Annotated in this window: 30 protein-coding genes; all 30 read left to right on the forward strand. The window is 54.5% G+C overall.

Translation table 11 applies throughout. The features are described 5' to 3' along the window. The first annotated feature begins 6 nt into the window (after nt 1-6). The 30 genes from fusA (at nt 7) to rplQ (ending at nt 17,174) form a co-directional block, all read left to right on the forward strand. Complete coding sequence (gene fusA, locus BK659_RS01565) at nt 7-2,112, forward strand: elongation factor G (protein ID WP_123423429.1); 2,106 nt, start codon at nt 7-9, stop codon at nt 2,110-2,112. A gap of 31 nt (nt 2,113-2,143) precedes the next feature. Further along, nucleotides 2,144-3,337 (forward strand): elongation factor Tu, encoded by a 1,194-nt coding sequence (gene tuf, locus BK659_RS01570; protein WP_123423430.1) that lies wholly within the window; start codon nt 2,144-2,146, stop codon nt 3,335-3,337. A 139-nt stretch (nt 3,338-3,476) separates the two neighbouring features. After that, on the forward strand, nt 3,477-3,788 hold the full coding sequence (gene rpsJ, locus BK659_RS01575) for a 30S ribosomal protein S10 (RefSeq protein WP_003186070.1): 312 nt from the start codon (nt 3,477-3,479) through the stop codon (nt 3,786-3,788). 80 nt (nt 3,789-3,868) lie between these two features. Further along, on the forward strand, nt 3,869-4,504 hold the full coding sequence (gene rplC / locus BK659_RS01580) for a 50S ribosomal protein L3 (RefSeq protein ID WP_003186059.1): 636 nt from the start codon (nt 3,869-3,871) through the stop codon (nt 4,502-4,504). Between the two features lie 12 nt (nt 4,505-4,516). Then, on the forward strand, nt 4,517-5,119 hold the full coding sequence (gene rplD, locus BK659_RS01585; RefSeq protein WP_123423431.1) for a 50S ribosomal protein L4: 603 nt from the start codon (nt 4,517-4,519) through the stop codon (nt 5,117-5,119). Further along, entirely contained in the window at nt 5,116-5,415 is a 300-nt protein-coding gene (gene rplW / locus BK659_RS01590) for a 50S ribosomal protein L23 (protein ID WP_002555488.1), read from the forward strand. The genes rplD and rplW overlap by 4 nt, the downstream gene beginning before the upstream one ends. A gap of 14 nt (nt 5,416-5,429) precedes the next feature. Continuing rightward, nucleotides 5,430-6,254, forward strand: coding sequence for a 50S ribosomal protein L2 (rplB, locus tag BK659_RS01595; RefSeq protein ID WP_003210080.1), 825 nt, complete (start codon nt 5,430-5,432; stop codon nt 6,252-6,254). A gap of 16 nt (nt 6,255-6,270) precedes the next feature. Next, nucleotides 6,271-6,546 carry a 30S ribosomal protein S19 gene (gene rpsS / locus BK659_RS01600; protein WP_002555486.1) on the forward strand — a complete coding sequence of 92 codons (276 nt, stop codon included), beginning with the start codon at nt 6,271-6,273 and terminating at the stop codon, nt 6,544-6,546. Between the two features lie 11 nt (nt 6,547-6,557). Next, nucleotides 6,558-6,890, forward strand: a complete 333-nt coding sequence (rplV, locus tag BK659_RS01605) for a 50S ribosomal protein L22 (protein ID WP_003103908.1) — start codon at nt 6,558-6,560, stop codon at nt 6,888-6,890. 13 nt (nt 6,891-6,903) lie between these two features. Then, a complete protein-coding gene (rpsC, locus tag BK659_RS01610; RefSeq protein ID WP_003176422.1) occupies nt 6,904-7,590 on the forward strand; it encodes a 30S ribosomal protein S3 in 687 nt (228 codons plus the stop codon). A gap of 12 nt (nt 7,591-7,602) precedes the next feature. Further along, entirely contained in the window at nt 7,603-8,016 is a 414-nt protein-coding gene (gene rplP / locus BK659_RS01615) for a 50S ribosomal protein L16 (RefSeq protein ID WP_003186052.1), read from the forward strand. Beyond that, nucleotides 8,016-8,207, forward strand: a complete 192-nt coding sequence (gene rpmC / locus BK659_RS01620) for a 50S ribosomal protein L29 (RefSeq protein ID WP_008030901.1) — start codon at nt 8,016-8,018, stop codon at nt 8,205-8,207. The genes rplP and rpmC overlap by 1 nt, the downstream gene beginning before the upstream one ends. A 2-nt stretch (nt 8,208-8,209) precedes the next feature. Further along, complete coding sequence (rpsQ, locus tag BK659_RS01625; RefSeq protein ID WP_003176419.1) at nt 8,210-8,476, forward strand: 30S ribosomal protein S17; 267 nt, start codon at nt 8,210-8,212, stop codon at nt 8,474-8,476. 23 nt (nt 8,477-8,499) lie between these two features. Next, nucleotides 8,500-8,868: a 50S ribosomal protein L14 gene (rplN, locus tag BK659_RS01630; protein ID WP_002555479.1), complete on the forward strand. Its 369-nt coding sequence runs from the start codon at nt 8,500-8,502 to the stop codon at nt 8,866-8,868. Between the two features lie 11 nt (nt 8,869-8,879). Further along, on the forward strand, nt 8,880-9,194 hold the full coding sequence (gene rplX / locus BK659_RS01635) for a 50S ribosomal protein L24 (RefSeq protein ID WP_007896770.1): 315 nt from the start codon (nt 8,880-8,882) through the stop codon (nt 9,192-9,194). Nucleotides 9,195-9,214: 20 nt separating this feature from the next. After that, nucleotides 9,215-9,754, forward strand: a complete 540-nt coding sequence (gene rplE / locus BK659_RS01640) for a 50S ribosomal protein L5 (protein ID WP_003210069.1) — start codon at nt 9,215-9,217, stop codon at nt 9,752-9,754. Between the two features lie 13 nt (nt 9,755-9,767). After that, complete coding sequence (gene rpsN / locus BK659_RS01645; protein ID WP_003176414.1) at nt 9,768-10,073, forward strand: 30S ribosomal protein S14; 306 nt, start codon at nt 9,768-9,770, stop codon at nt 10,071-10,073. 208 nt (nt 10,074-10,281) lie between these two features. Then, nucleotides 10,282-10,674, forward strand: coding sequence for a 30S ribosomal protein S8 (gene rpsH / locus BK659_RS01650; RefSeq protein WP_003186040.1), 393 nt, complete (start codon nt 10,282-10,284; stop codon nt 10,672-10,674). Nucleotides 10,675-10,686: 12 nt separating this feature from the next. Next, nucleotides 10,687-11,220: a 50S ribosomal protein L6 gene (gene rplF / locus BK659_RS01655; protein ID WP_007896774.1), complete on the forward strand. Its 534-nt coding sequence runs from the start codon at nt 10,687-10,689 to the stop codon at nt 11,218-11,220. A 10-nt stretch (nt 11,221-11,230) separates the two neighbouring features. Continuing rightward, entirely contained in the window at nt 11,231-11,581 is a 351-nt protein-coding gene (gene rplR, locus BK659_RS01660) for a 50S ribosomal protein L18 (protein WP_003186037.1), read from the forward strand. A gap of 3 nt (nt 11,582-11,584) precedes the next feature. Next, complete coding sequence (gene rpsE, locus BK659_RS01665; protein ID WP_003186035.1) at nt 11,585-12,085, forward strand: 30S ribosomal protein S5; 501 nt, start codon at nt 11,585-11,587, stop codon at nt 12,083-12,085. Nucleotides 12,086-12,087: 2 nt separating this feature from the next. Beyond that, nucleotides 12,088-12,264, forward strand: coding sequence for a 50S ribosomal protein L30 (gene rpmD / locus BK659_RS01670; protein ID WP_003186033.1), 177 nt, complete (start codon nt 12,088-12,090; stop codon nt 12,262-12,264). 3 nt (nt 12,265-12,267) lie between these two features. Next, the gene (gene rplO / locus BK659_RS01675; RefSeq protein ID WP_003228720.1) at nt 12,268-12,705 is read left to right on the forward strand and encodes a 50S ribosomal protein L15; all 438 of its coding nucleotides are present in this window, start codon (nt 12,268-12,270) and stop codon (nt 12,703-12,705) included. Beyond that, nucleotides 12,706-14,034: a preprotein translocase subunit SecY gene (gene secY / locus BK659_RS01680; protein WP_003228718.1), complete on the forward strand. Its 1,329-nt coding sequence runs from the start codon at nt 12,706-12,708 to the stop codon at nt 14,032-14,034. Between the two features lie 24 nt (nt 14,035-14,058). After that, nucleotides 14,059-14,175: a 50S ribosomal protein L36 gene (rpmJ, locus tag BK659_RS01685; RefSeq protein WP_002555468.1), complete on the forward strand. Its 117-nt coding sequence runs from the start codon at nt 14,059-14,061 to the stop codon at nt 14,173-14,175. Between the two features lie 130 nt (nt 14,176-14,305). Next, nucleotides 14,306-14,662, forward strand: a complete 357-nt coding sequence (rpsM, locus tag BK659_RS01690) for a 30S ribosomal protein S13 (RefSeq protein ID WP_003186020.1) — start codon at nt 14,306-14,308, stop codon at nt 14,660-14,662. Nucleotides 14,663-14,692: 30 nt separating this feature from the next. Further along, nucleotides 14,693-15,082 (forward strand): 30S ribosomal protein S11, encoded by a 390-nt coding sequence (gene rpsK, locus BK659_RS01695; protein ID WP_002555466.1) that lies wholly within the window; start codon nt 14,693-14,695, stop codon nt 15,080-15,082. A gap of 18 nt (nt 15,083-15,100) precedes the next feature. Further along, nucleotides 15,101-15,721: a 30S ribosomal protein S4 gene (gene rpsD, locus BK659_RS01700; protein WP_003210056.1), complete on the forward strand. Its 621-nt coding sequence runs from the start codon at nt 15,101-15,103 to the stop codon at nt 15,719-15,721. Between the two features lie 22 nt (nt 15,722-15,743). Beyond that, nucleotides 15,744-16,745 carry a DNA-directed RNA polymerase subunit alpha gene (locus BK659_RS01705; RefSeq protein WP_007924176.1) on the forward strand — a complete coding sequence of 334 codons (1,002 nt, stop codon included), beginning with the start codon at nt 15,744-15,746 and terminating at the stop codon, nt 16,743-16,745. Between the two features lie 42 nt (nt 16,746-16,787). After that, entirely contained in the window at nt 16,788-17,174 is a 387-nt protein-coding gene (gene rplQ, locus BK659_RS01710; RefSeq protein WP_007924175.1) for a 50S ribosomal protein L17, read from the forward strand. The last annotated feature ends 65 nt before the right edge of the window (nt 17,175-17,239 follow it).

Genomic DNA, 17,239 nt, shown 5'->3' on the forward strand with positions numbered 1-17,239 from the left:
GGCTTTATGGCTCGTACAACACCGATTAACCGCTACCGTAACATTGGTATCGTTGCTCACGTGGATGCTGGTAAAACCACCACCACCGAGCGCGTCCTTTTTTACACTGGCAAAAGTCACAAAATGGGCGAGGTGCATGACGGCGCCGCGACCACAGACTGGATGGTGCAGGAGCAGGAGCGTGGTATTACCATTACTTCTGCTGCTATTACCGCTTTCTGGCAGGGTTCCGAGAAGCAGCACAAGGACCAATACCGTTTCAACGTCATCGACACCCCGGGCCACGTAGACTTCACTATTGAAGTTGAGCGTTCCCTGCGTGTTCTCGACGGCGCGGTCGTTGTGTTCTGCGGTACCTCGGGCGTTGAGCCTCAGTCCGAAACCGTATGGCGTCAAGCCAACAAGTACGGTGTTCCACGTCTTGTTTACGTAAACAAGATGGACCGTGCTGGTGCCAACTTCCTGCGCGTGATCGGTCAGATCAAGCAGCGTCTGGGTCACACCCCGGTGCCAATCCAGTTGGCTATCGGTTCCGAAGACAACTTCCAGGGTCAGATCGATCTGATGGCCATGGAAGCGGTTTACTGGAACGACGCTGACAAAGGCATGACTCCACGTCGCGAGCCTATCCCTGCTGAGCTGCAGGAATTGGCTGACGAGTGGCGCGGCAATATGGTTGAGGCTGCGGCTGAAGCCAGCGAAGAGCTGATGAACAAGTACCTCGAAGGTGAAGAACTCACCAACGCGGAAATCAAGGCCGCTCTGCGTCAGCGTACTATCGCTGGTGAGATCGTTCTGGCTGTTTGCGGTTCTTCCTTCAAGAACAAGGGTGTTCCCCTGGTTCTCGACGCCGTTATCGACTACCTGCCAGCTCCTACCGACATTCCTGCCATCAAGGGTACTGACCCGGATGACGAGACCAAGGAAATGGAGCGTCATGCGAACGACGACGAGCCGTTCTCGGCTCTGGCGTTCAAGATCGCTACCGACCCATTCGTGGGTACCTTGACCTTCGTCCGTGTTTACTCGGGCGTGTTGGCCTCCGGCGACGGCGTGATCAACTCGGTTAAAGGCAAGAAAGAGCGCGTGGGTCGTATGGTGCAAATGCACGCAAACGCCCGTGAAGAAATCAAGGAAGTGCGCGCTGGTGACATCGCGGCCTTGATCGGCATGAAGGACGTCACTACTGGCGAAACTTTGTGCAACGCTGACAAGCCAATCATCCTGGTTCGCATGGACTTCCCGGAGCCGGTTATTTCGGTTGCCGTTGAGCCTAAGACCAAGGATGACCAGGAAAAAATGGGTATCGCACTGGGCAAGCTTGCTCAGGAAGACCCGTCTTTCCGCGTCAAGACTGATGAAGAGACTGGTCAAACGATCATCTCTGGCATGGGCGAGTTGCACCTGGACATCCTGGTTGACCGGATGCGCCGTGAGTTCAACGTCGAAGCCAACATCGGTAAGCCTCAGGTTTCGTACCGTGAGCGCATCACGAAGAGCTGCGAGATTGAAGGCAAGTTCGTTCGTCAGTCCGGCGGTCGTGGCCAGTTCGGCCATTGCTGGATTCGTTTTGCTCCTGCTGACGAAGGTCAGGAAGGTCTGCAATTCCTGAACGAAGTAGTGGGTGGTGTGGTTCCTAAGGAATACATCCCGGCTATCCAGAAAGGTATCGAAGAGCAGATGAAGAACGGCGTTGTCGCCGGCTATCCGCTGATCGGCCTGAAGGCTACCGTGTTTGATGGTTCCTACCACGACGTCGACTCCAACGAGATGGCGTTTAAGGTGGCTGCTTCCATGGCGACCAAGCAACTGGCCCAGAAGGGTGGTGGTGAGTTGCTTGAGCCGATCATGGCGGTAGAGGTTGTTACGCCTGAAGACTATATGGGTGACGTGATGGGCGACCTTAACCGTCGTCGCGGCATGATCCTGGGTATGGAAGACACGGTTTCCGGCAAAGTGATTCGCGCCGAGGTTCCGTTGGGTGAGATGTTCGGTTATGCGACCGACGTTCGCTCCATGTCCCAAGGTCGCGCAAGCTACTCTATGGAATTCAAAAAATACAATACAGCTCCGTCGCATATCGTCGAAACTGTTACCAAAAAACAAGGCTGATTCAGCCCCTTTAGGCTAGGAGTTAATTGTCGTGGCTAAAGAAAAATTTGATCGTTCCCTACCGCACGTCAACGTTGGCACCATTGGTCACGTTGACCACGGTAAAACCACTCTGACTGCTGCTCTGACTCGCGTCTGCTCCGAAGTTTTCGGTTCGGCCGTTGTTGCTTTCGACAAAATCGATAGCGCTCCGGAAGAAAAGGCTCGTGGTATCACCATCAACACTGCGCACGTTGAATACAACTCGGCGATCCGTCACTACGCTCACGTTGACTGCCCAGGTCACGCTGACTATGTGAAGAACATGATCACCGGTGCTGCCCAGATGGACGGCGCTATCCTGGTTTGCTCGGCCGCTGATGGTCCGATGCCACAAACCCGTGAGCACATCCTGCTGTCCCGTCAGGTAGGCGTTCCGTACATCGTTGTCTTCCTGAACAAGGCTGACATGGTTGACGACGCTGAGCTGCTGGAACTGGTTGAGATGGAAGTGCGCGATCTGCTGAGCACTTACGACTTCCCAGGTGACGACACTCCGATCATCATCGGTTCGGCTCTGATGGCTCTGAACGGCCAAGACGACAACGAAATGGGTACCACCGCTGTCAAGCGCCTGGTAGAAACTCTGGACAGCTACATTCCAGAGCCAGTTCGTGTTATCGACAAGCCGTTCCTGATGCCAATCGAAGACGTATTCTCGATCTCTGGTCGCGGTACTGTTGTAACTGGCCGTATCGAGCGCGGTATCGTCAAGGTTCAGGATCCACTGGAAATCGTTGGTCTGCGTGACACTACCGTCACCACCTGCACCGGTGTTGAAATGTTCCGTAAGCTGCTCGACGAAGGTCGTGCTGGCGAGAACTGCGGCGTTCTGCTGCGTGGTACCAAGCGTGACGACGTTGAGCGTGGCCAGGTTCTGGTTAAGCCAGGTTCGGTTAAGCCGCACACCAAGTTCGAAGCTGAAGTGTACGTTCTGAGCAAAGAAGAAGGCGGTCGTCACACTCCGTTCTTCAAAGGCTACCGTCCACAGTTCTACTTCCGGACCACTGACGTGACCGGTAACTGCGAACTGCCGGAAGGCGTTGAAATGGTAATGCCAGGCGACAACATCAAAATGGTTGTCACCCTGATCAAGACCATCGCAATGGAAGACGGTCTGCGTTTCGCTATTCGTGAAGGCGGTCGTACCGTCGGCGCTGGCGTCGTAGCCAAAATCATCGAGTAATCGTTGATTTGATAAAAAGCCTCCGCTTGCGGGGGCTTTTTTATTGGGTTGACACTATGTTGGCCCGTCTATAGAATTGCGCCTCCTTTTAACGGGCGCAGTGCGCCCGGTGGGAATAGCAGCCGGAGTCTGAAATCCAATGCAAAATCAGCAAATCCGTATCAGGTTGAAGGCTTTTGACCATCGCCTGATCGACCAATCCACCCAGGAAATCGTGGAAACCGCGAAACGTACTGGTGCTCAAGTGCGTGGTCCAATTCCACTGCCTACCCGTAAAGAGCGGTTCACCGTTCTGGTCTCCCCGCACGTCAACAAAGACGCGCGTGACCAGTACGAGATCCGTACTCATAAGCGCGTTCTGGACATCGTCCAGCCAACGGATAAAACCGTTGATGCACTTATGAAGCTTGATCTTGCGGCCGGTGTGGAAGTGCAGATCAGCCTCGGCTAAGACTCGGTCTTAGTCGTGTAACGCTCTGAAATGGGCGGCCATAGCGGGTGAAAGCCCCGTACACTCATGAGGTTTACAACATGACTATTGGTGTAGTCGGTCGTAAATGCGGTATGACCCGTATTTTCACCGAAGAAGGTGTCTCCATTCCGGTCACGGTCATTGAGATCGAGCCGAATCGCGTCACCCAGTTCAAAACTGAAGAGACCGATGGCTATCGTGCAGTGCAAGTCACTGTCGGCGAGCGTCGTGCTTCGCGTGTAACAGCTGCTCAAGCTGGCCACTTCGCTAAAGCGAACGTTGCCGCTGGTCGTACCGTAATGGAATTCCGTCTTGAAGAAGGCGAGTACCAGGCCGGCGATCTGATCAACGCTGAAATCTTCGCTGCTGGTCAACTGGTTGATGTAACCGGTCAGTCCAAAGGTAAAGGCTTCCAGGGTACGATCAAGCGTTGGAATTTCCGCGGGCAAGATAACACCCACGGTAACTCCGTATCCCACCGCGTCCCAGGCTCTATCGGCCAGTGCCAGACTCCTGGTCGTGTATTCAAGGGCAAAAAAATGTCCGGTCATATGGGCGCTGAGCGCGTGACCGTGCAGTCCCTGGAAGTAGTGCGCGTGGACGCTGAACGCAATCTGTTGTTGGTCAAGGGTGCTGTTCCTGGCGCTACTGGCGGCAACCTGGTTGTACGTCCAGCAGCCAAGGCTCGCGGTTAAGGGGAAGCTGACATGCAATTAAATGTAAATGACGCTCAAGCGATCGAAGTTTCCGAACTGACATTTGGCGGCGATTTCAACGAGACGCTGGTTCACCAAGCAGTCGTGGCCTACATGGCCGGCGGCCGTCAAGGTAGCAAGCAGCAAAAGACCCGTTCCGACGTTCGTGGTGGCGGTAAGCGCCCATGGCGTCAGAAAGGTACTGGCCGTGCTCGTGCCGGTACTATCCGTAGCCCAATCTGGCGTGGCGGCGGTACCACTTTCGCAGCTCGTCCTCAGGATCACACCCAGAAGCTGAACAAGAAGATGTATCGCGCAGCAATGCGTTCCATCCTTGCTGAGCTGGTGCGTACTGATCGTCTGGTCGTGGTTCAGGACTTCGCTGTTGATGCACCGAAGACCAAAGATCTGCTGAACAAACTGACTGGCATGGGCCTGACTGACGTCTTGATCGTGTCTGAAGTGATTGATCAGAACCTGTACCTGGCTGCTCGTAACCTGCCACACGTTGATGTACGTGACGTGCAAGGTTCCGATCCAGTTAGTCTGATCGCATACGACAAGGTGTTGATCACCGTGTCGGCCGTGAAGAAATTCGAGGAGCTGCTGGGATGAACCAGGAACGCGTATTTAAAGTTCTGCTTGGCCCGCACGTTTCCGAGAAGGCTACGGTTCTGGCTGACAAGAAAGGCCAGTTCGTTTTCAAGGTTGCAACTGACGCAACCAAGCTGGAAATCAAGAAGGCCGTCGAAAGCCTGTTCAGCGTGAAAGTAGAGCGTGTTACTACCCTGAATGTTCTGGGTAAGAGCAAGCGCACTGCTCGCGGTCTGGGCAAGCGTAATGACTGGAAGAAGGCAGTTATCTCCCTTCAGCCAGGCCAAGATCTCGATTTCAGCAGCAGTGCTGAGTAAGGAAGGGGTGCATCATGGCAATCGTTAAATGCAAACCGACTTCCCCTGGCCGCCGTTTTGTGGTCAAGGTGGTCAACCAGGAGCTGCATAAAGGCGCTCCTCACGCACCGCTGCTCGAGAAAAAATCGAAGACTGGTGGTCGTAACAACAATGGTCGTATTACCACTCGTCACATCGGTGGTGGCCATAAGCAGCATTATCGTCTGGTCGATTTCCGTCGCAACGACAAAGATGGCATCGCTGCCACTGTCGAGCGTATTGAATACGATCCAAACCGTACTGCTCACATCGCTCTGCTGCTGTACGCAGATGGCGAGCGTCGCTACATCATCGCCCCTAAAGGCGTGAGTGCTGGCGACCAGCTGATCGCAGGTGCTCTGGCACCGATCAAGCCGGGCAACGCTCTGCAACTGCGTAACATTCCAGTTGGTAGCACCGTACACGGCATCGAATTGAAGCCAGGTAAAGGCGCGCAAATCGCTCGTTCCGCTGGTGCTTCGGCTCAGCTGATCGCTCGTGAAGGTGTCTACGTGACCCTGCGTCTGCGTTCTGGTGAGATGCGTAAAGTGCTGGCTGAATGCCGCGCGACCCTGGGTGAAGTCTCGAACTCCGAGCACAGCCTGCGTTCGCTGGGTAAAGCTGGTGCCAAACGCTGGCGTGGCGTTCGCCCAACCGTTCGTGGTGTTGCCATGAACCCGGTTGACCACCCACATGGTGGTGGTGAAGGTCGTACCTCTGGTGGTCGTCATCCGGTATCGCCATGGGGCTTCCCGACTAAGGGCGCGAAGACTCGTGGTAATAAGCGTACCGACAAAATGATCGTCCGTCGTCGCAAGTAAATAGAGGGATACGACAGTGCCACGTTCTCTGAAAAAAGGTCCTTTTATCGATCTTCACCTACTGAAGAAGATCGAAGTGGCGGCGGAAAAGAACGATCGCAAACCAGTTAAAACCTGGTCGCGCCGTTCGATGATCCTGCCACAAATGGTCGGTCTGACCATCGCAGTACACAACGGTCGTCAACACGTCCCAGTTCTCGTTAACGAAGACATGGTCGGCCACAAACTGGGCGAGTTCGCCGGTACCCGCACATATCGCGGGCACGTGGCTGACAAGAAAGCCAAGCGTTAAGGGGTTAGGAAATGGAAGTAGCCGCTAAGTTGTCGGGCGCTCGAATCTCCGCCCAGAAAGCCCGCTTGGTCGCCGACCAGATCCGCGGGAAGAAGGTGGGCGAAGCGCTCAACCTGTTGGCTTTCAGCAGTAAGAAAGCCGCCGAGATCATGAAGAAAGTGCTGGAGTCGGCCGTAGCCAACGCCGAGCATAACGAAGGCGCAGACGTTGATGACCTTAAAGTCAGCACCGTTTTCGTCAACGAAGGGCGTTCGCTGAAGCGCATCATGCCACGTGCCAAAGGCCGTGCTGATCGCATCGTCAAGCGGTCTTGCCATATCACTGTCAAGGTTGCTGACAAGTAACGGAGTCGAAGAGATGGGTCAGAAAGTACATCCCATTGGCATTCGCCTGGGAATCGTCAAGGAGCACACCTCCGTCTGGTACGCAGACGGTCGGACTTATGCGGACTATTTGTTCGCTGATCTGAAGGTGCGTGAGTATCTCCAAGACAAACTAAAAAGCGCGTCCGTAAGCCGTATCGATATCCATCGTCCGGCCCAAACTGCACGTATCACCATCCACACCGCTCGTCCAGGTATCGTTATCGGGAAGAAAGGTGAGGATGTTGAGAAACTGCGTCAGGACCTGACCAAGCAAATGGGTGTGCCTGTGCACATCAATATCGAAGAGATCCGTAAGCCGGAACTCGACGGTATGCTGGTTGCGCAGAGCGTAGCTCAGCAGCTGGAGCGTCGTGTAATGTTCCGTCGCGCTATGAAGCGCGCTGTTCAGAACGCCATGCGCATTGGTGCCAAAGGCATCAAAATCCAAGTGAGCGGTCGTCTCGGCGGTGCTGAAATCGCACGTACTGAATGGTATCGCGAAGGTCGTGTGCCACTGCACACCCTGCGTGCCGACATCGACTATGCCAACTACGAAGCTCACACCACTTATGGTGTGATCGGTGTAAAGGTTTGGATCTTCAAAGGCGAAGTAATTGGTGGTCGCCAAGAAGAGCTGAAACCACAAGCACCAGCGCCTCGTAAAAAAGCTGCTAAGTAAGGGGTACGCCAAATGTTGCAACCAAAGCGTACGAAGTTCCGCAAGCAGATGACTGGCCACAACCGTGGTCTGGCATTGCGCGGTAGCAAAGTCAGCTTCGGCGAGTTCGCGCTGAAGTCTGTTGCTCGTGGTCGTCTCACCGCTCGTCAGATCGAGTCAGCGCGTCGTGCTCTGACCCGTCACGTAAAACGTGGCGGCAAGATCTGGATCCGTGTGTTCCCGGACAAGCCTGTAACCAAAAAGCCACTCGAAGTTCGGATGGGTAAAGGTAAGGGTAACGTGGAATACTGGGTTGCCCAGATTCAGCCAGGCAAAGTCCTGTATGAAATCGAGGGCGTTTCTGAAGAGCTGGCGCGTGAGGCTTTCGCCCTGGCTGCTGCAAAGCTGCCGCTCGCCACCTCCTTTGTTAAACGGACGGTGATGTGATGAAAGCGAATGAACTTCGTGAAAAAGACGCGCCGCAGCTAAACGAGCAACTGCTCGGCCTGCTGCGCGACCAGTTCAATCTGCGTATGCAGAAAGCAACTGGCCAGTTGGGGCAGTCTCACCTGCTCCGGCAAGTTAAGCGTGACATCGCTCGCGTGAAGACTGTGCTCAAACAGCAGGCAGGTAAGTAATCATGGCTGAAGCCGAAAAAACCGTCCGTACGCTGACTGGCCGTGTTGTCAGCGACAAAATGGACAAGACCATCACCGTTCTGATCGAGCGTCGCGTAAAGCACCCGATCTACGGTAAATACGTTAAGCGTTCGACTAAGCTGCACGCGCACGACGAAACCAATCAGTGCCACATCGGCGACAAAGTCACTATTCGTGAAACTCGTCCTTTGGCCAAGACCAAGTCTTGGGCACTGGTTGATGTTCTCGAACGCGCTGTGGAAGTCTAAGGACTAGGGGTCGGAGAAATTATATGATTCAGACTCAATCCATGCTCGATGTGGCCGATAACAGCGGCGCTCGCCGTGTTATGTGCATCAAGGTGCTGGGTGGCTCCCATCGTCGTTACGCTGGTATCGGTGACATCATCAAAGTTACCGTCAAGGAAGCAATTCCTCGCGGTAAAGTGAAAAAAGGCCAAGTGATGACTGCTGTTGTAGTCCGCACTCGTCACGGCGTACGTCGTGCTGATGGCTCCATTATCCGCTTTGATGGCAACGCTGCTGTTCTTCTGAACAACAAGCAAGAGCCGATCGGCACCCGTATCTTTGGGCCAGTGACCCGTGAACTTCGTACTGAGAAGTTCATGAAGATCGTCTCGCTCGCCCCAGAAGTGCTGTAAGGAGATCCGACATGCAAAAGATTCGTCGTGACGACGAGATCATCGTGATCGCCGGCAAAGACAAAGGTAAGCGCGGTAAGGTGCTTAAGGTTCTCGCTGACGACCGTCTGGTCGTTGGTGGTCTGAACCTGGTTAAGCGTCATACCAAGCCTAACCCGATGTCGGGCGTACAAGGCGGTATCGTCGAAAAAGAAGCGCCACTGCACGCTTCCAACGTCGCCATTTTCAACGGCGAAACCAACAAGGCTGACCGCGTTGGTTTCAAAGTAGAAGACGGCAAGAAAATTCGTGTCTTCAAGTCGACCCAAAAAGCGGTTGATGCTTGAACACTGCTAGGTAGAAGACCATGGCACGACTAAAAGAGATTTACCGGAAGGAAATCGCACCGAAACTTAAGGAAGAACTTAAGCTTTCGAACGTGATGGAAGTTCCGCGCGTTACCAAAATCACCCTGAACATGGGTCTGGGCGAAGCGATCGGCGACAAAAAAGTCATCGAGCACGCTGTTGCTGACCTGGAAAAGATCACCGGCCAGAAAGTCGTTGTGACCTACGCTCGGAAATCCATCGCTGGCTTTAAAGTCCGTGAAGGTTGGCCGATCGGCGTCAAAGTGACCCTGCGCCGTGAGCGTATGTACGAGTTCCTGGATCGTCTGCTGTCGATCTCCCTGCCTCGGGTTCGCGACTTCCGCGGCCTGAATGCCAAGTCCTTCGATGGTCGTGGTAACTACAGCATGGGCGTAAAAGAGCAGATCATTTTCCCGGAAATCGATTACGACAAGATCGATGCTCTCCGCGGTCTGGACATTACCCTGACCACCACTGCCAAGAACGATGACGAAGGTCGCGCATTGCTGCGTGCTTTCAAATTCCCGTTCCGCAACTGATTGGAGTAGGAAAATGGCCAAGATGAGCATGAAAAACCGCGAGCTGAAGCGTCAGCTCACGGTTGCCAAGTACGCCAAAAAGCGTGCAGCACTGAAAGCTATCATCGTTGATCTGAACGCAAGTCCAGAAGCGCGTTGGGAAGCTACAGTAGCTCTGCAGAAGCAGCCACGTGACGCAAGCGCTTCGCGCATGCGTAACCGCTGCCGCCTGACCGGTCGTCCACACGGCGTTTACCGCAAGTTCGGCCTCGGCCGTAACAAACTGCGTGAAGCGGCAATGCGTGGTGACGTACCTGGTCTGGTTAAAGCCAGCTGGTAAGCACTATCAAAGTCTCGGTGCTCGGGGTCGCAAGATCCTGACCGCCGGTGACCTTGAACTTGAATCAAGCCCCTATTGGGGCTTGATTCATTTGTGGGGTGTGTCTAGAATACCCGGCTCGCCTGAGCCCGTGCTTTTTTCGTGCGGAGTTTCTCGGCGAAGGTAGTAGCCGCAAGGCTTATTTTTTTGTATTAGGAGCGTCTAGCCCATGAGTATGCAGGACCCGTTAGCGGACATGCTAACTCGAATCCGTAATGCCCAGATGGCTGAAAAGTCCGTCGTAAGCATGCCATCTTCTACTTTGAAGGTAGCTGTTGCCAAAGTCCTGAAGGACGAAGGTTACATTGCGGGTTATCAGATCAGCAGCGAAATCAAACCACTGCTGTCCATCGAGCTGAAGTACTTCGAAGGCCGTCCGGTCATCGAGGAAGTGAAGCGCGTTAGCCGTCCAGGCCTGCGTCAGTACAAGTCCGTCGATGATCTGCCAAAAGTTCGTGGCGGTCTCGGTGTGTCTATCGTCTCCACCAACAAAGGTGTGATGACGGATCGTGCTGCGCGCGCTGCCGGTGTCGGCGGCGAAGTTCTTTGCACTGTGTTCTAAGGGGGGATAAGCATGTCACGCGTCGCTAAGAACCCCGTTAAGCTGCCAGCCGGTGTCGAAGTTAAATTCGCAGGCCAACAGCTTTCGGTGAAGGGTGCCAAGGGCACTCTTGAACTGAACATCCATTCGTCCGTTGAGATCGTTGAAGAAGCTGGTGAGCTGCGTTTCGCTGCTCGCAATGGCGATCAACAAACTCGCGCAATGGCTGGTACCACTCGTGCGTTGGTAAACAACATGGTCCAAGGCGTAAGCCAAGGCTTCGAGCGCAAGCTCCAGCTGGTCGGTGTTGGTTACAAAGCGCAAGCAAAAGGCACAGTGCTGAACCTGGCTCTTGGCTTCTCGCACCCAGTGGATTACGAACTGCCGGAAGGCATCACCGCTGAGACTCCTAGCCAAACCGACATCCTGATTCGGGGTATCGATAAGCAGCTGGTAGGTCAAGTGGCCGCCGAGATCCGCGACTTCCGTCCACCAGAGCCTTACAAAGGTAAAGGTGTGCGCTACGCGGACGAAGTCGTCCGTCGTAAAGAAGCCAAGAAGAAGTAGGGCATAGCAAATGACCGACAAAAAAGTTACTCGACTGCGTCGCGCTCGCAAAGCACGCCTGAAAATGCACGAACTCGAAGTCGTGCGTCTCTGCGTGTTCCGTTCGTCGCAGCACATCTACGCCCAGGTCATTTCGGCCGACGGCAACAAAGTCCTGGCAAGTGCCTCGACTTTGGATAAAGAACTGCGTGATGGCGCCACTGGCAACATCGACGCGGCCACTAAGGTTGGCCAGCTGGTCGCTACGCGTGCTAAAGCCGCTGGCGTCTCGCAGGTGGCTTTCGACCGCTCTGGCTTCAAGTACCACGGTCGCGTCAAGGCGCTGGCTGATGCTGCTCGTGAAGCTGGGCTGGAGTTCTAAGTTATGTCAAATAACGACCAAAAGCGCGACGAAGGCTACATCGAGAAGCTGGTTCAAGTTAACCGCGTAGCCAAAACCGTTAAAGGCGGCCGTATCTTCACTTTCACCGCGTTGACCGTGGTTGGTGATGGTAAAGGGCGCGTTGGCTTCGGCCGTGGCAAGTCGCGTGAAGTGCCTGCTGCGATCCAGAAGGCAATGGAAGCTGCTCGCCGCAACATGATCCAAGTTGATCTGAACGGCACCACTCTGCAGTACGCAATGAAGTCCGCCCATGGCGCTTCGAAGGTGTACATGCAGCCTGCTTCTGAAGGTACCGGTATCATCGCTGGCGGCGCTATGCGTGCTGTCCTCGAAGTTGCTGGCGTTCAGAACGTTCTGGCCAAGTGCTACGGCTCGACTAACCCGGTAAACGTGGTTCACGCCACTTTCAAAGGTTTGAAAGCTATGCAGTCTCCTGAATCCATTGCCGCCAAGCGTGGCAAAAGCGTCAAGGAGATCTTCTGATCATGGCTACCGTTAAAGTAACGCTGATCAAAAGCATGACCGGCCGCATCCCTAACCACAAACTGTGCGTTAAGGGTCTGGGTCTGCGTCGCATCGGTCACACTGTAGAAGTGCTGGATACTCCCGAGAATCGCGGGATGATCAACAAGGCTTACTACATGCTGCGTGTCGAGGGTTAATCGATGAAACTCAATGATCTGAGTCCAGCGCCGGGTTCCCGTCGCGAAAAGCATCGTCCGGGCCGTGGTATCGGTAGTGGTTTGGGTAAGACTGGTGGCCGTGGTCACAAAGGTCAAACCTCCCGCTCCGGTGGCACCATTGCTCCAGGCTTTGAAGGCGGTCAACAGCCGCTGCATCGTCGCCTGCCGAAGTTCGGTTTCGTTTCCCTGAAAGCCATGGATCGCGCAGAAGTGCGTCTGTCCGAGCTGGCTAAAGTGGAAGGCGACATCGTCACCGTGCAGTCCCTGAAAGATGCCAACGTAATTAACGTCAACGTTCAGCGTGTGAAAATCATGCTGTCCGGCGAAGTTACTCGCGCTGTCACCATCGGAAAGGGAATCGGCGCCACCAAAGGTGCGCGTGCGGCTATCGAAGCAGCTGGCGGCAAGTTCGAGGAATAAATGGCTAAGCAAGGTGCTCTCTCTGCGCTCGGCAAAGGCGGTATGTCTGAACTCTGGGCTCGTCTGCGTTTTCTGTTCCTGGCGATTATCGTCTACCGAATAGGCGCACACATCCCGGTTCCAGGTATCAACCCGGACCGACTCGCAGACCTGTTTCGACAGAATGAGGGGACCATTCTTAGCTTGTTCAACATGTTTTCCGGCGGCGCGCTGGAGCGGATGAGCATCTTTGCACTGGGGATCATGCCGTACATTTCGGCATCGATCATCATGCAACTGATGACAGCCGTCAGCCCGCAGCTGGAGCAGTTGAAGAAGGAAGGTGAAGCTGGCCGTCGCAAGATCAGCCAGTACACCCGCTACGGCACTGTCGTTCTCGCTCTCGTTCAGGCTATTGGCATGTCCATTGGCCTGGCGGGGCAGGGCGTTGCGTTCACTGGTGACTTTGGCTTCCATTTCGTCGCGGTATCCACTTTTGTGGCTGGTGCGATGTTCATGATGTGGCTGGGTGAGCAGATTACTGAGCGTGGTGTTGGCAACGGTATCTCGATGTTGATTTTTTCGGGTATCGTCGCCGGTCTTCCGAGAGCAATCGGGCAGTCTTTCGAGTCTGCGCGTCAGGGTGATATCAACATCTTCGCCCTGGTTGCCATCGGTTTGCTGGCAGTAGCGATTATCGGTTTCGTGGTGTTCATTGAGCGTGGTCAGCGTCGTATTGCTGTTCACTACGCCAAGCGTCAGCAGGGCCGCAAGGTGTTTGCTGCGCAGACTAGCCACTTGCCGCTGAAAGTGAACATGGCCGGTGTTATCCCGGCTATTTTCGCGAGCAGCATTTTGCTGTTCCCGGCTTCGTTGGGTGCCTGGTTTGGTCAGTCTGAAGGTATGGGCTGGTTGCAGGACATCTCGCAGTCGATCGCTCCTGGTCAGCCGTTGAATATTCTGCTGTTTAGTGCAGGGATTATTTTCTTCTGCTTCTTCTATACGGCGTTGATGTTCAATCCGAAAGACGTAGCGGAAAACCTGAAGAAGTCCGGTGCCTTTATTCCGGGTATCCGTCCAGGTGAGCAGTCTGCGCGCTATATTGATGGCGTTCTGACTCGCTTGACCATGTTCGGTGCTCTTTATATGACGGCCGTGTGCTTGTTGCCCCAGTTCCTGGTGGTTGCAGCAAACGTTCCGTTCTACCTTGGCGGGACCTCGTTGCTGATCGTGGTCGTGGTTGTGATGGACTTCATGTCCCAAGTACAATCGCACCTCGTTTCGCACCAGTACGAATCCCTGATGAAGAAAGCCAACCTGAAGGGTTACGGCAGCGGCATGCTGCGCTGACCCATAAGGTTCGAGGAGTTGGTGATGAAAGTTCGTGCATCGGTGAAAAAGCTGTGCCGTAACTGCAAGATTATTCGCCGCGAAGGTGTTGTTCGAGTAATTTGCAGCGCGGAACCGCGTCACAAACAGCGCCAAGGCTGAGTGTGATTGTGCTTCAAGCCCAGCAGCTAGTGCGCTGCTGGGTTGATTATTTGTTATTACAGCGATATTATCTCGCGCCCTATTTCTTGGCTTCCGGGGCGTAGGTAGCTGTCAATTGGAGTCCCACTGAATGGCCCGTATTGCAGGCGTCAACATTCCAGATAACAAGCATACTGTTATCTCGCTGACCTACATCTATGGTGTTGGTCGCACAACTGCACAGAAGATCTGTGCAGTGACTGGGGTAAACCCAGCCGCAAAGATCAAGGATCTGAGCGACGAGCAGATTGAACAGCTGCGTGGCGAAGTGGCGAAGTTCACCACTGAAGGTGACCTGCGTCGCGAAATCAACATGAAAATCAAGCGCTTGATGGACCTCGGTTGCTATCGCGGTCTGCGTCATCGTCGTGGTCTGCCAGTACGCGGTCAGCGTACCAAGACCAACGCGCGTACCCGTAAAGGTCCGCGTAAGCCGATCCGCAAGTAATCGCCCCAGCGAATCGACAGGAATTTAATCATGGCAAAACCTGCTGCTCGTCCTCGTAAAAAAGTCAAAAAGACAGTGGTTGATGGCATCGCCCACATCCACGCGTCTTTTAACAACACAATCGTGACCATCACCGACCGTCAAGGTAACGCTCTTTCCTGGGCTACCTCTGGTGGTTCGGGTTTCCGCGGTTCCCGCAAGTCCACCCCGTTTGCTGCTCAAGTAGCTGCTGAACGTGCTGGTCAAGCTGCGCTGGAATATGGCCTGAAAAACCTCGACGTTAACGTCAAAGGTCCAGGTCCAGGTCGTGAGTCCGCTGTCCGTGCTTTGAACGGCTGTGGCTATAAGATCGCCAGCATCACCGACGTGACGCCAATCCCGCACAACGGGTGCCGTCCGCCGAAGAAGCGCCGCGTGTAATCCAGGAGATTGTAAAGAATGGCTCGTTACATTGGTCCAAAATGCAAACTCGCTCGTCGCGAAGGCACCGATCTCTTCCTGAAGAGCGGCGTGCGCGCGATCGAATCGAAGTGCAACATTGAAGCAGCACCTGGTATCCACGGCCAACGCCGCGGTCGCCAGTCCGATTACGGCACCCAACTGCGTGAAAAGCAGAAGGTCCGTCGTATCTACGGCGTTCTCGAGCGTCAATTCAGCGGCTACTACAAAGAAGCTGCTGGCAAGAAAGGCGCAACTGGCGAAAACCTGTTGCAGCTGCTCGAATGCCGTCTGGACAACGTTGTATACCGTATGGGCTTTGGTTCGACTCGTGCCGAATCCCGTCAGCTGGTATCGCACAAATCCGTCAGCGTTAACGGTCAGACCGTAAACGTTCCGTCCTACCAGGTTCGTGCTGGTGACGTGGTCGCGATTCGCGAGAAAGCAAAGAACCAACTTCGCATTGTCCAAGCTCTCGATCTGTGTGCCCAACGTGGCCGCGTAGAATGGGTAGAAGTAGACACTGAGAAGAAGTCGGGCGTTTTCAAGAACGTTCCAGCTCGCAGTGATCTGTCCGCCGACATCAACGAAAGCCTGATTGTCGAGCTCTACTCCAAGTAAGGGCTAGAAAATAGGTGCATCCATGCAGATTTCGGTAAATGAGTTCCTGACACCCCGCCATATTGATGTGCAGGTTGTCAGTCCAACCCGCGCCAAGATCACTCTCGAGCCTCTCGAGCGTGGTTTTGGCCACACCCTGGGCAACGCGCTGCGCCGCATCCTGTTGTCCTCAATGCCCGGCTGTGCAGTAGTCGAGGCCGAGATTGACGGTGTGCTCCACGAGTACAGCGCCATCGAAGGTGTACAGGAAGACGTAATTGAAATCCTGTTGAACCTTAAAGGTCTGGCTATCAAGCTGCACGGCCGTGACGAAGTTACGCTGACCTTGTCGAAGAAGGGTTCGGGGGTGGTTACCGCTGCCGATATTCAGCTGGATCATGATGTCGAGATCGTTAATCCCGATCACGTAATCGCTAACCTGGCGTCTAACGGCGCCCTGAACATGAAGCTAGTAGTAGCTCGTGGTCGTGGTTATGAACCGGCCGACTCGCGTCAGAGCGATGAAGACGAAAGCCGCAGCATTGGTCGCTTGCAGCTTGACTCTTCGTTCAGCCCGGTTCGCCGTATCGCATACGTGGTGGAAAACGCCCGTGTCGAGCAGCGTACTAACCTGGACAAGCTGGTTATTGATCTGGAAACCAACGGTACTCTGGATCCTGAAGAGGCTATCCGCCGCGCTGCAACCATTCTGCAACAGCAGTTGGCTGCGTTCGTCGACCTCAAAGGTGACAGCGAGCCAGTGGTAATCGAGCAAGAAGACGAGATCGATCCGATCCTGCTTCGCCCGGTTGACGATCTGGAACTGACTGTACGTTCGGCTAACTGCCTTAAGGCGGAAAACATTTACTACATCGGTGACCTGATTCAGCGTACCGAAGTAGAACTGTTGAAGACTCCGAACCTTGGCAAGAAATCCTTGACTGAAATCAAGGACGTTCTGGCCTCCCGCGGTCTGTCCCTCGGCATGCGCCTCGACAACTGGCCGCCTGCAAGTCTTAAGAAGGACGACAAGGCGACTGCCTGATCGTCGTAATCACCGAACGTTGTGTTTGGTAAGGAATGAACCATGCGTCATCGTAAAAGTGGTCGTCACCTGAGCCGCACCAGCTCGCACCGCAAGGCCATGTTTCAAAACATGGCGGTGTCGCTGTTCGAGCACGAGCTGATCAAAACTACACTGCCAAAAGCTAAAGAACTGCGTCGCGTTGCTGAGCCGCTGATCACTTTGGCCAAGACAGACAGCCTGGCTAACCGCCGTCTGGCTTTCGACCGTACTCGTTCGAAAGCTATCGTTGGTAAGCTCTTCAACGACCTGGGCAAGCGTTACGCTACCCGTGAGGGTGGCTACCTGCGCATCCTCAAGTGCGGTTTCCGCGCTGGCGACAACGCGCCTATGGCGTACGTCGAGTTGGTTGATCGTGCTGTCGGCGGTGAAGCTGTATCCGCTGAGTAAGACGTCAGTCTGAAACGAAGAACCGGGCCTAGTGCCCGGTTTTTTGTGCCTGCAAGAAAAGTGCA

This window comes from Pseudomonas brassicacearum, from assembly GCF_003732225.1.
Taxonomy (GTDB): domain Bacteria; phylum Pseudomonadota; class Gammaproteobacteria; order Pseudomonadales; family Pseudomonadaceae; genus Aquipseudomonas; species Aquipseudomonas brassicacearum_E.

What these genes read in the sequence shown, in the direction of transcription:
- fusA (WP_123423429.1), top strand. Translation starts at nt 7, where the DNA reads ATGGCTCGTACAACACCGATTAACCGCTACCGTAACATTGGTATCGTT.
- rpsJ (WP_003186070.1), top strand. Translation starts at nt 3,477, where the DNA reads ATGCAAAATCAGCAAATCCGTATCAGGTTGAAGGCTTTTGACCATCGC.
- rplC (WP_003186059.1), top strand. Translation starts at nt 3,869, where the DNA reads ATGACTATTGGTGTAGTCGGTCGTAAATGCGGTATGACCCGTATTTTC.
- rplD (WP_123423431.1), top strand. Translation starts at nt 4,517, where the DNA reads ATGCAATTAAATGTAAATGACGCTCAAGCGATCGAAGTTTCCGAACTG.
- rplW (WP_002555488.1), top strand. Translation starts at nt 5,116, where the DNA reads ATGAACCAGGAACGCGTATTTAAAGTTCTGCTTGGCCCGCACGTTTCC.
- rplB (WP_003210080.1), top strand. Translation starts at nt 5,430, where the DNA reads ATGGCAATCGTTAAATGCAAACCGACTTCCCCTGGCCGCCGTTTTGTG.
- rplV (WP_003103908.1), top strand. Translation starts at nt 6,558, where the DNA reads ATGGAAGTAGCCGCTAAGTTGTCGGGCGCTCGAATCTCCGCCCAGAAA.
- rpsC (WP_003176422.1), top strand. Translation starts at nt 6,904, where the DNA reads ATGGGTCAGAAAGTACATCCCATTGGCATTCGCCTGGGAATCGTCAAG.
- rplP (WP_003186052.1), top strand. Translation starts at nt 7,603, where the DNA reads ATGTTGCAACCAAAGCGTACGAAGTTCCGCAAGCAGATGACTGGCCAC.
- rpmC (WP_008030901.1), top strand. Translation starts at nt 8,016, where the DNA reads ATGAAAGCGAATGAACTTCGTGAAAAAGACGCGCCGCAGCTAAACGAG.
- rpsQ (WP_003176419.1), top strand. Translation starts at nt 8,210, where the DNA reads ATGGCTGAAGCCGAAAAAACCGTCCGTACGCTGACTGGCCGTGTTGTC.
- rplN (WP_002555479.1), top strand. Translation starts at nt 8,500, where the DNA reads ATGATTCAGACTCAATCCATGCTCGATGTGGCCGATAACAGCGGCGCT.
- rplX (WP_007896770.1), top strand. Translation starts at nt 8,880, where the DNA reads ATGCAAAAGATTCGTCGTGACGACGAGATCATCGTGATCGCCGGCAAA.
- rplE (WP_003210069.1), top strand. Translation starts at nt 9,215, where the DNA reads ATGGCACGACTAAAAGAGATTTACCGGAAGGAAATCGCACCGAAACTT.
- rpsN (WP_003176414.1), top strand. Translation starts at nt 9,768, where the DNA reads ATGGCCAAGATGAGCATGAAAAACCGCGAGCTGAAGCGTCAGCTCACG.
- rpsH (WP_003186040.1), top strand. Translation starts at nt 10,282, where the DNA reads ATGAGTATGCAGGACCCGTTAGCGGACATGCTAACTCGAATCCGTAAT.
- rplF (WP_007896774.1), top strand. Translation starts at nt 10,687, where the DNA reads ATGTCACGCGTCGCTAAGAACCCCGTTAAGCTGCCAGCCGGTGTCGAA.
- rplR (WP_003186037.1), top strand. Translation starts at nt 11,231, where the DNA reads ATGACCGACAAAAAAGTTACTCGACTGCGTCGCGCTCGCAAAGCACGC.
- rpsE (WP_003186035.1), top strand. Translation starts at nt 11,585, where the DNA reads ATGTCAAATAACGACCAAAAGCGCGACGAAGGCTACATCGAGAAGCTG.
- rpmD (WP_003186033.1), top strand. Translation starts at nt 12,088, where the DNA reads ATGGCTACCGTTAAAGTAACGCTGATCAAAAGCATGACCGGCCGCATC.
- rplO (WP_003228720.1), top strand. Translation starts at nt 12,268, where the DNA reads ATGAAACTCAATGATCTGAGTCCAGCGCCGGGTTCCCGTCGCGAAAAG.
- secY (WP_003228718.1), top strand. Translation starts at nt 12,706, where the DNA reads ATGGCTAAGCAAGGTGCTCTCTCTGCGCTCGGCAAAGGCGGTATGTCT.
- rpmJ (WP_002555468.1), top strand. Translation starts at nt 14,059, where the DNA reads ATGAAAGTTCGTGCATCGGTGAAAAAGCTGTGCCGTAACTGCAAGATT.
- rpsM (WP_003186020.1), top strand. Translation starts at nt 14,306, where the DNA reads ATGGCCCGTATTGCAGGCGTCAACATTCCAGATAACAAGCATACTGTT.
- rpsK (WP_002555466.1), top strand. Translation starts at nt 14,693, where the DNA reads ATGGCAAAACCTGCTGCTCGTCCTCGTAAAAAAGTCAAAAAGACAGTG.
- rpsD (WP_003210056.1), top strand. Translation starts at nt 15,101, where the DNA reads ATGGCTCGTTACATTGGTCCAAAATGCAAACTCGCTCGTCGCGAAGGC.
- BK659_RS01705 (WP_007924176.1), top strand. Translation starts at nt 15,744, where the DNA reads ATGCAGATTTCGGTAAATGAGTTCCTGACACCCCGCCATATTGATGTG.
- rplQ (WP_007924175.1), top strand. Translation starts at nt 16,788, where the DNA reads ATGCGTCATCGTAAAAGTGGTCGTCACCTGAGCCGCACCAGCTCGCAC.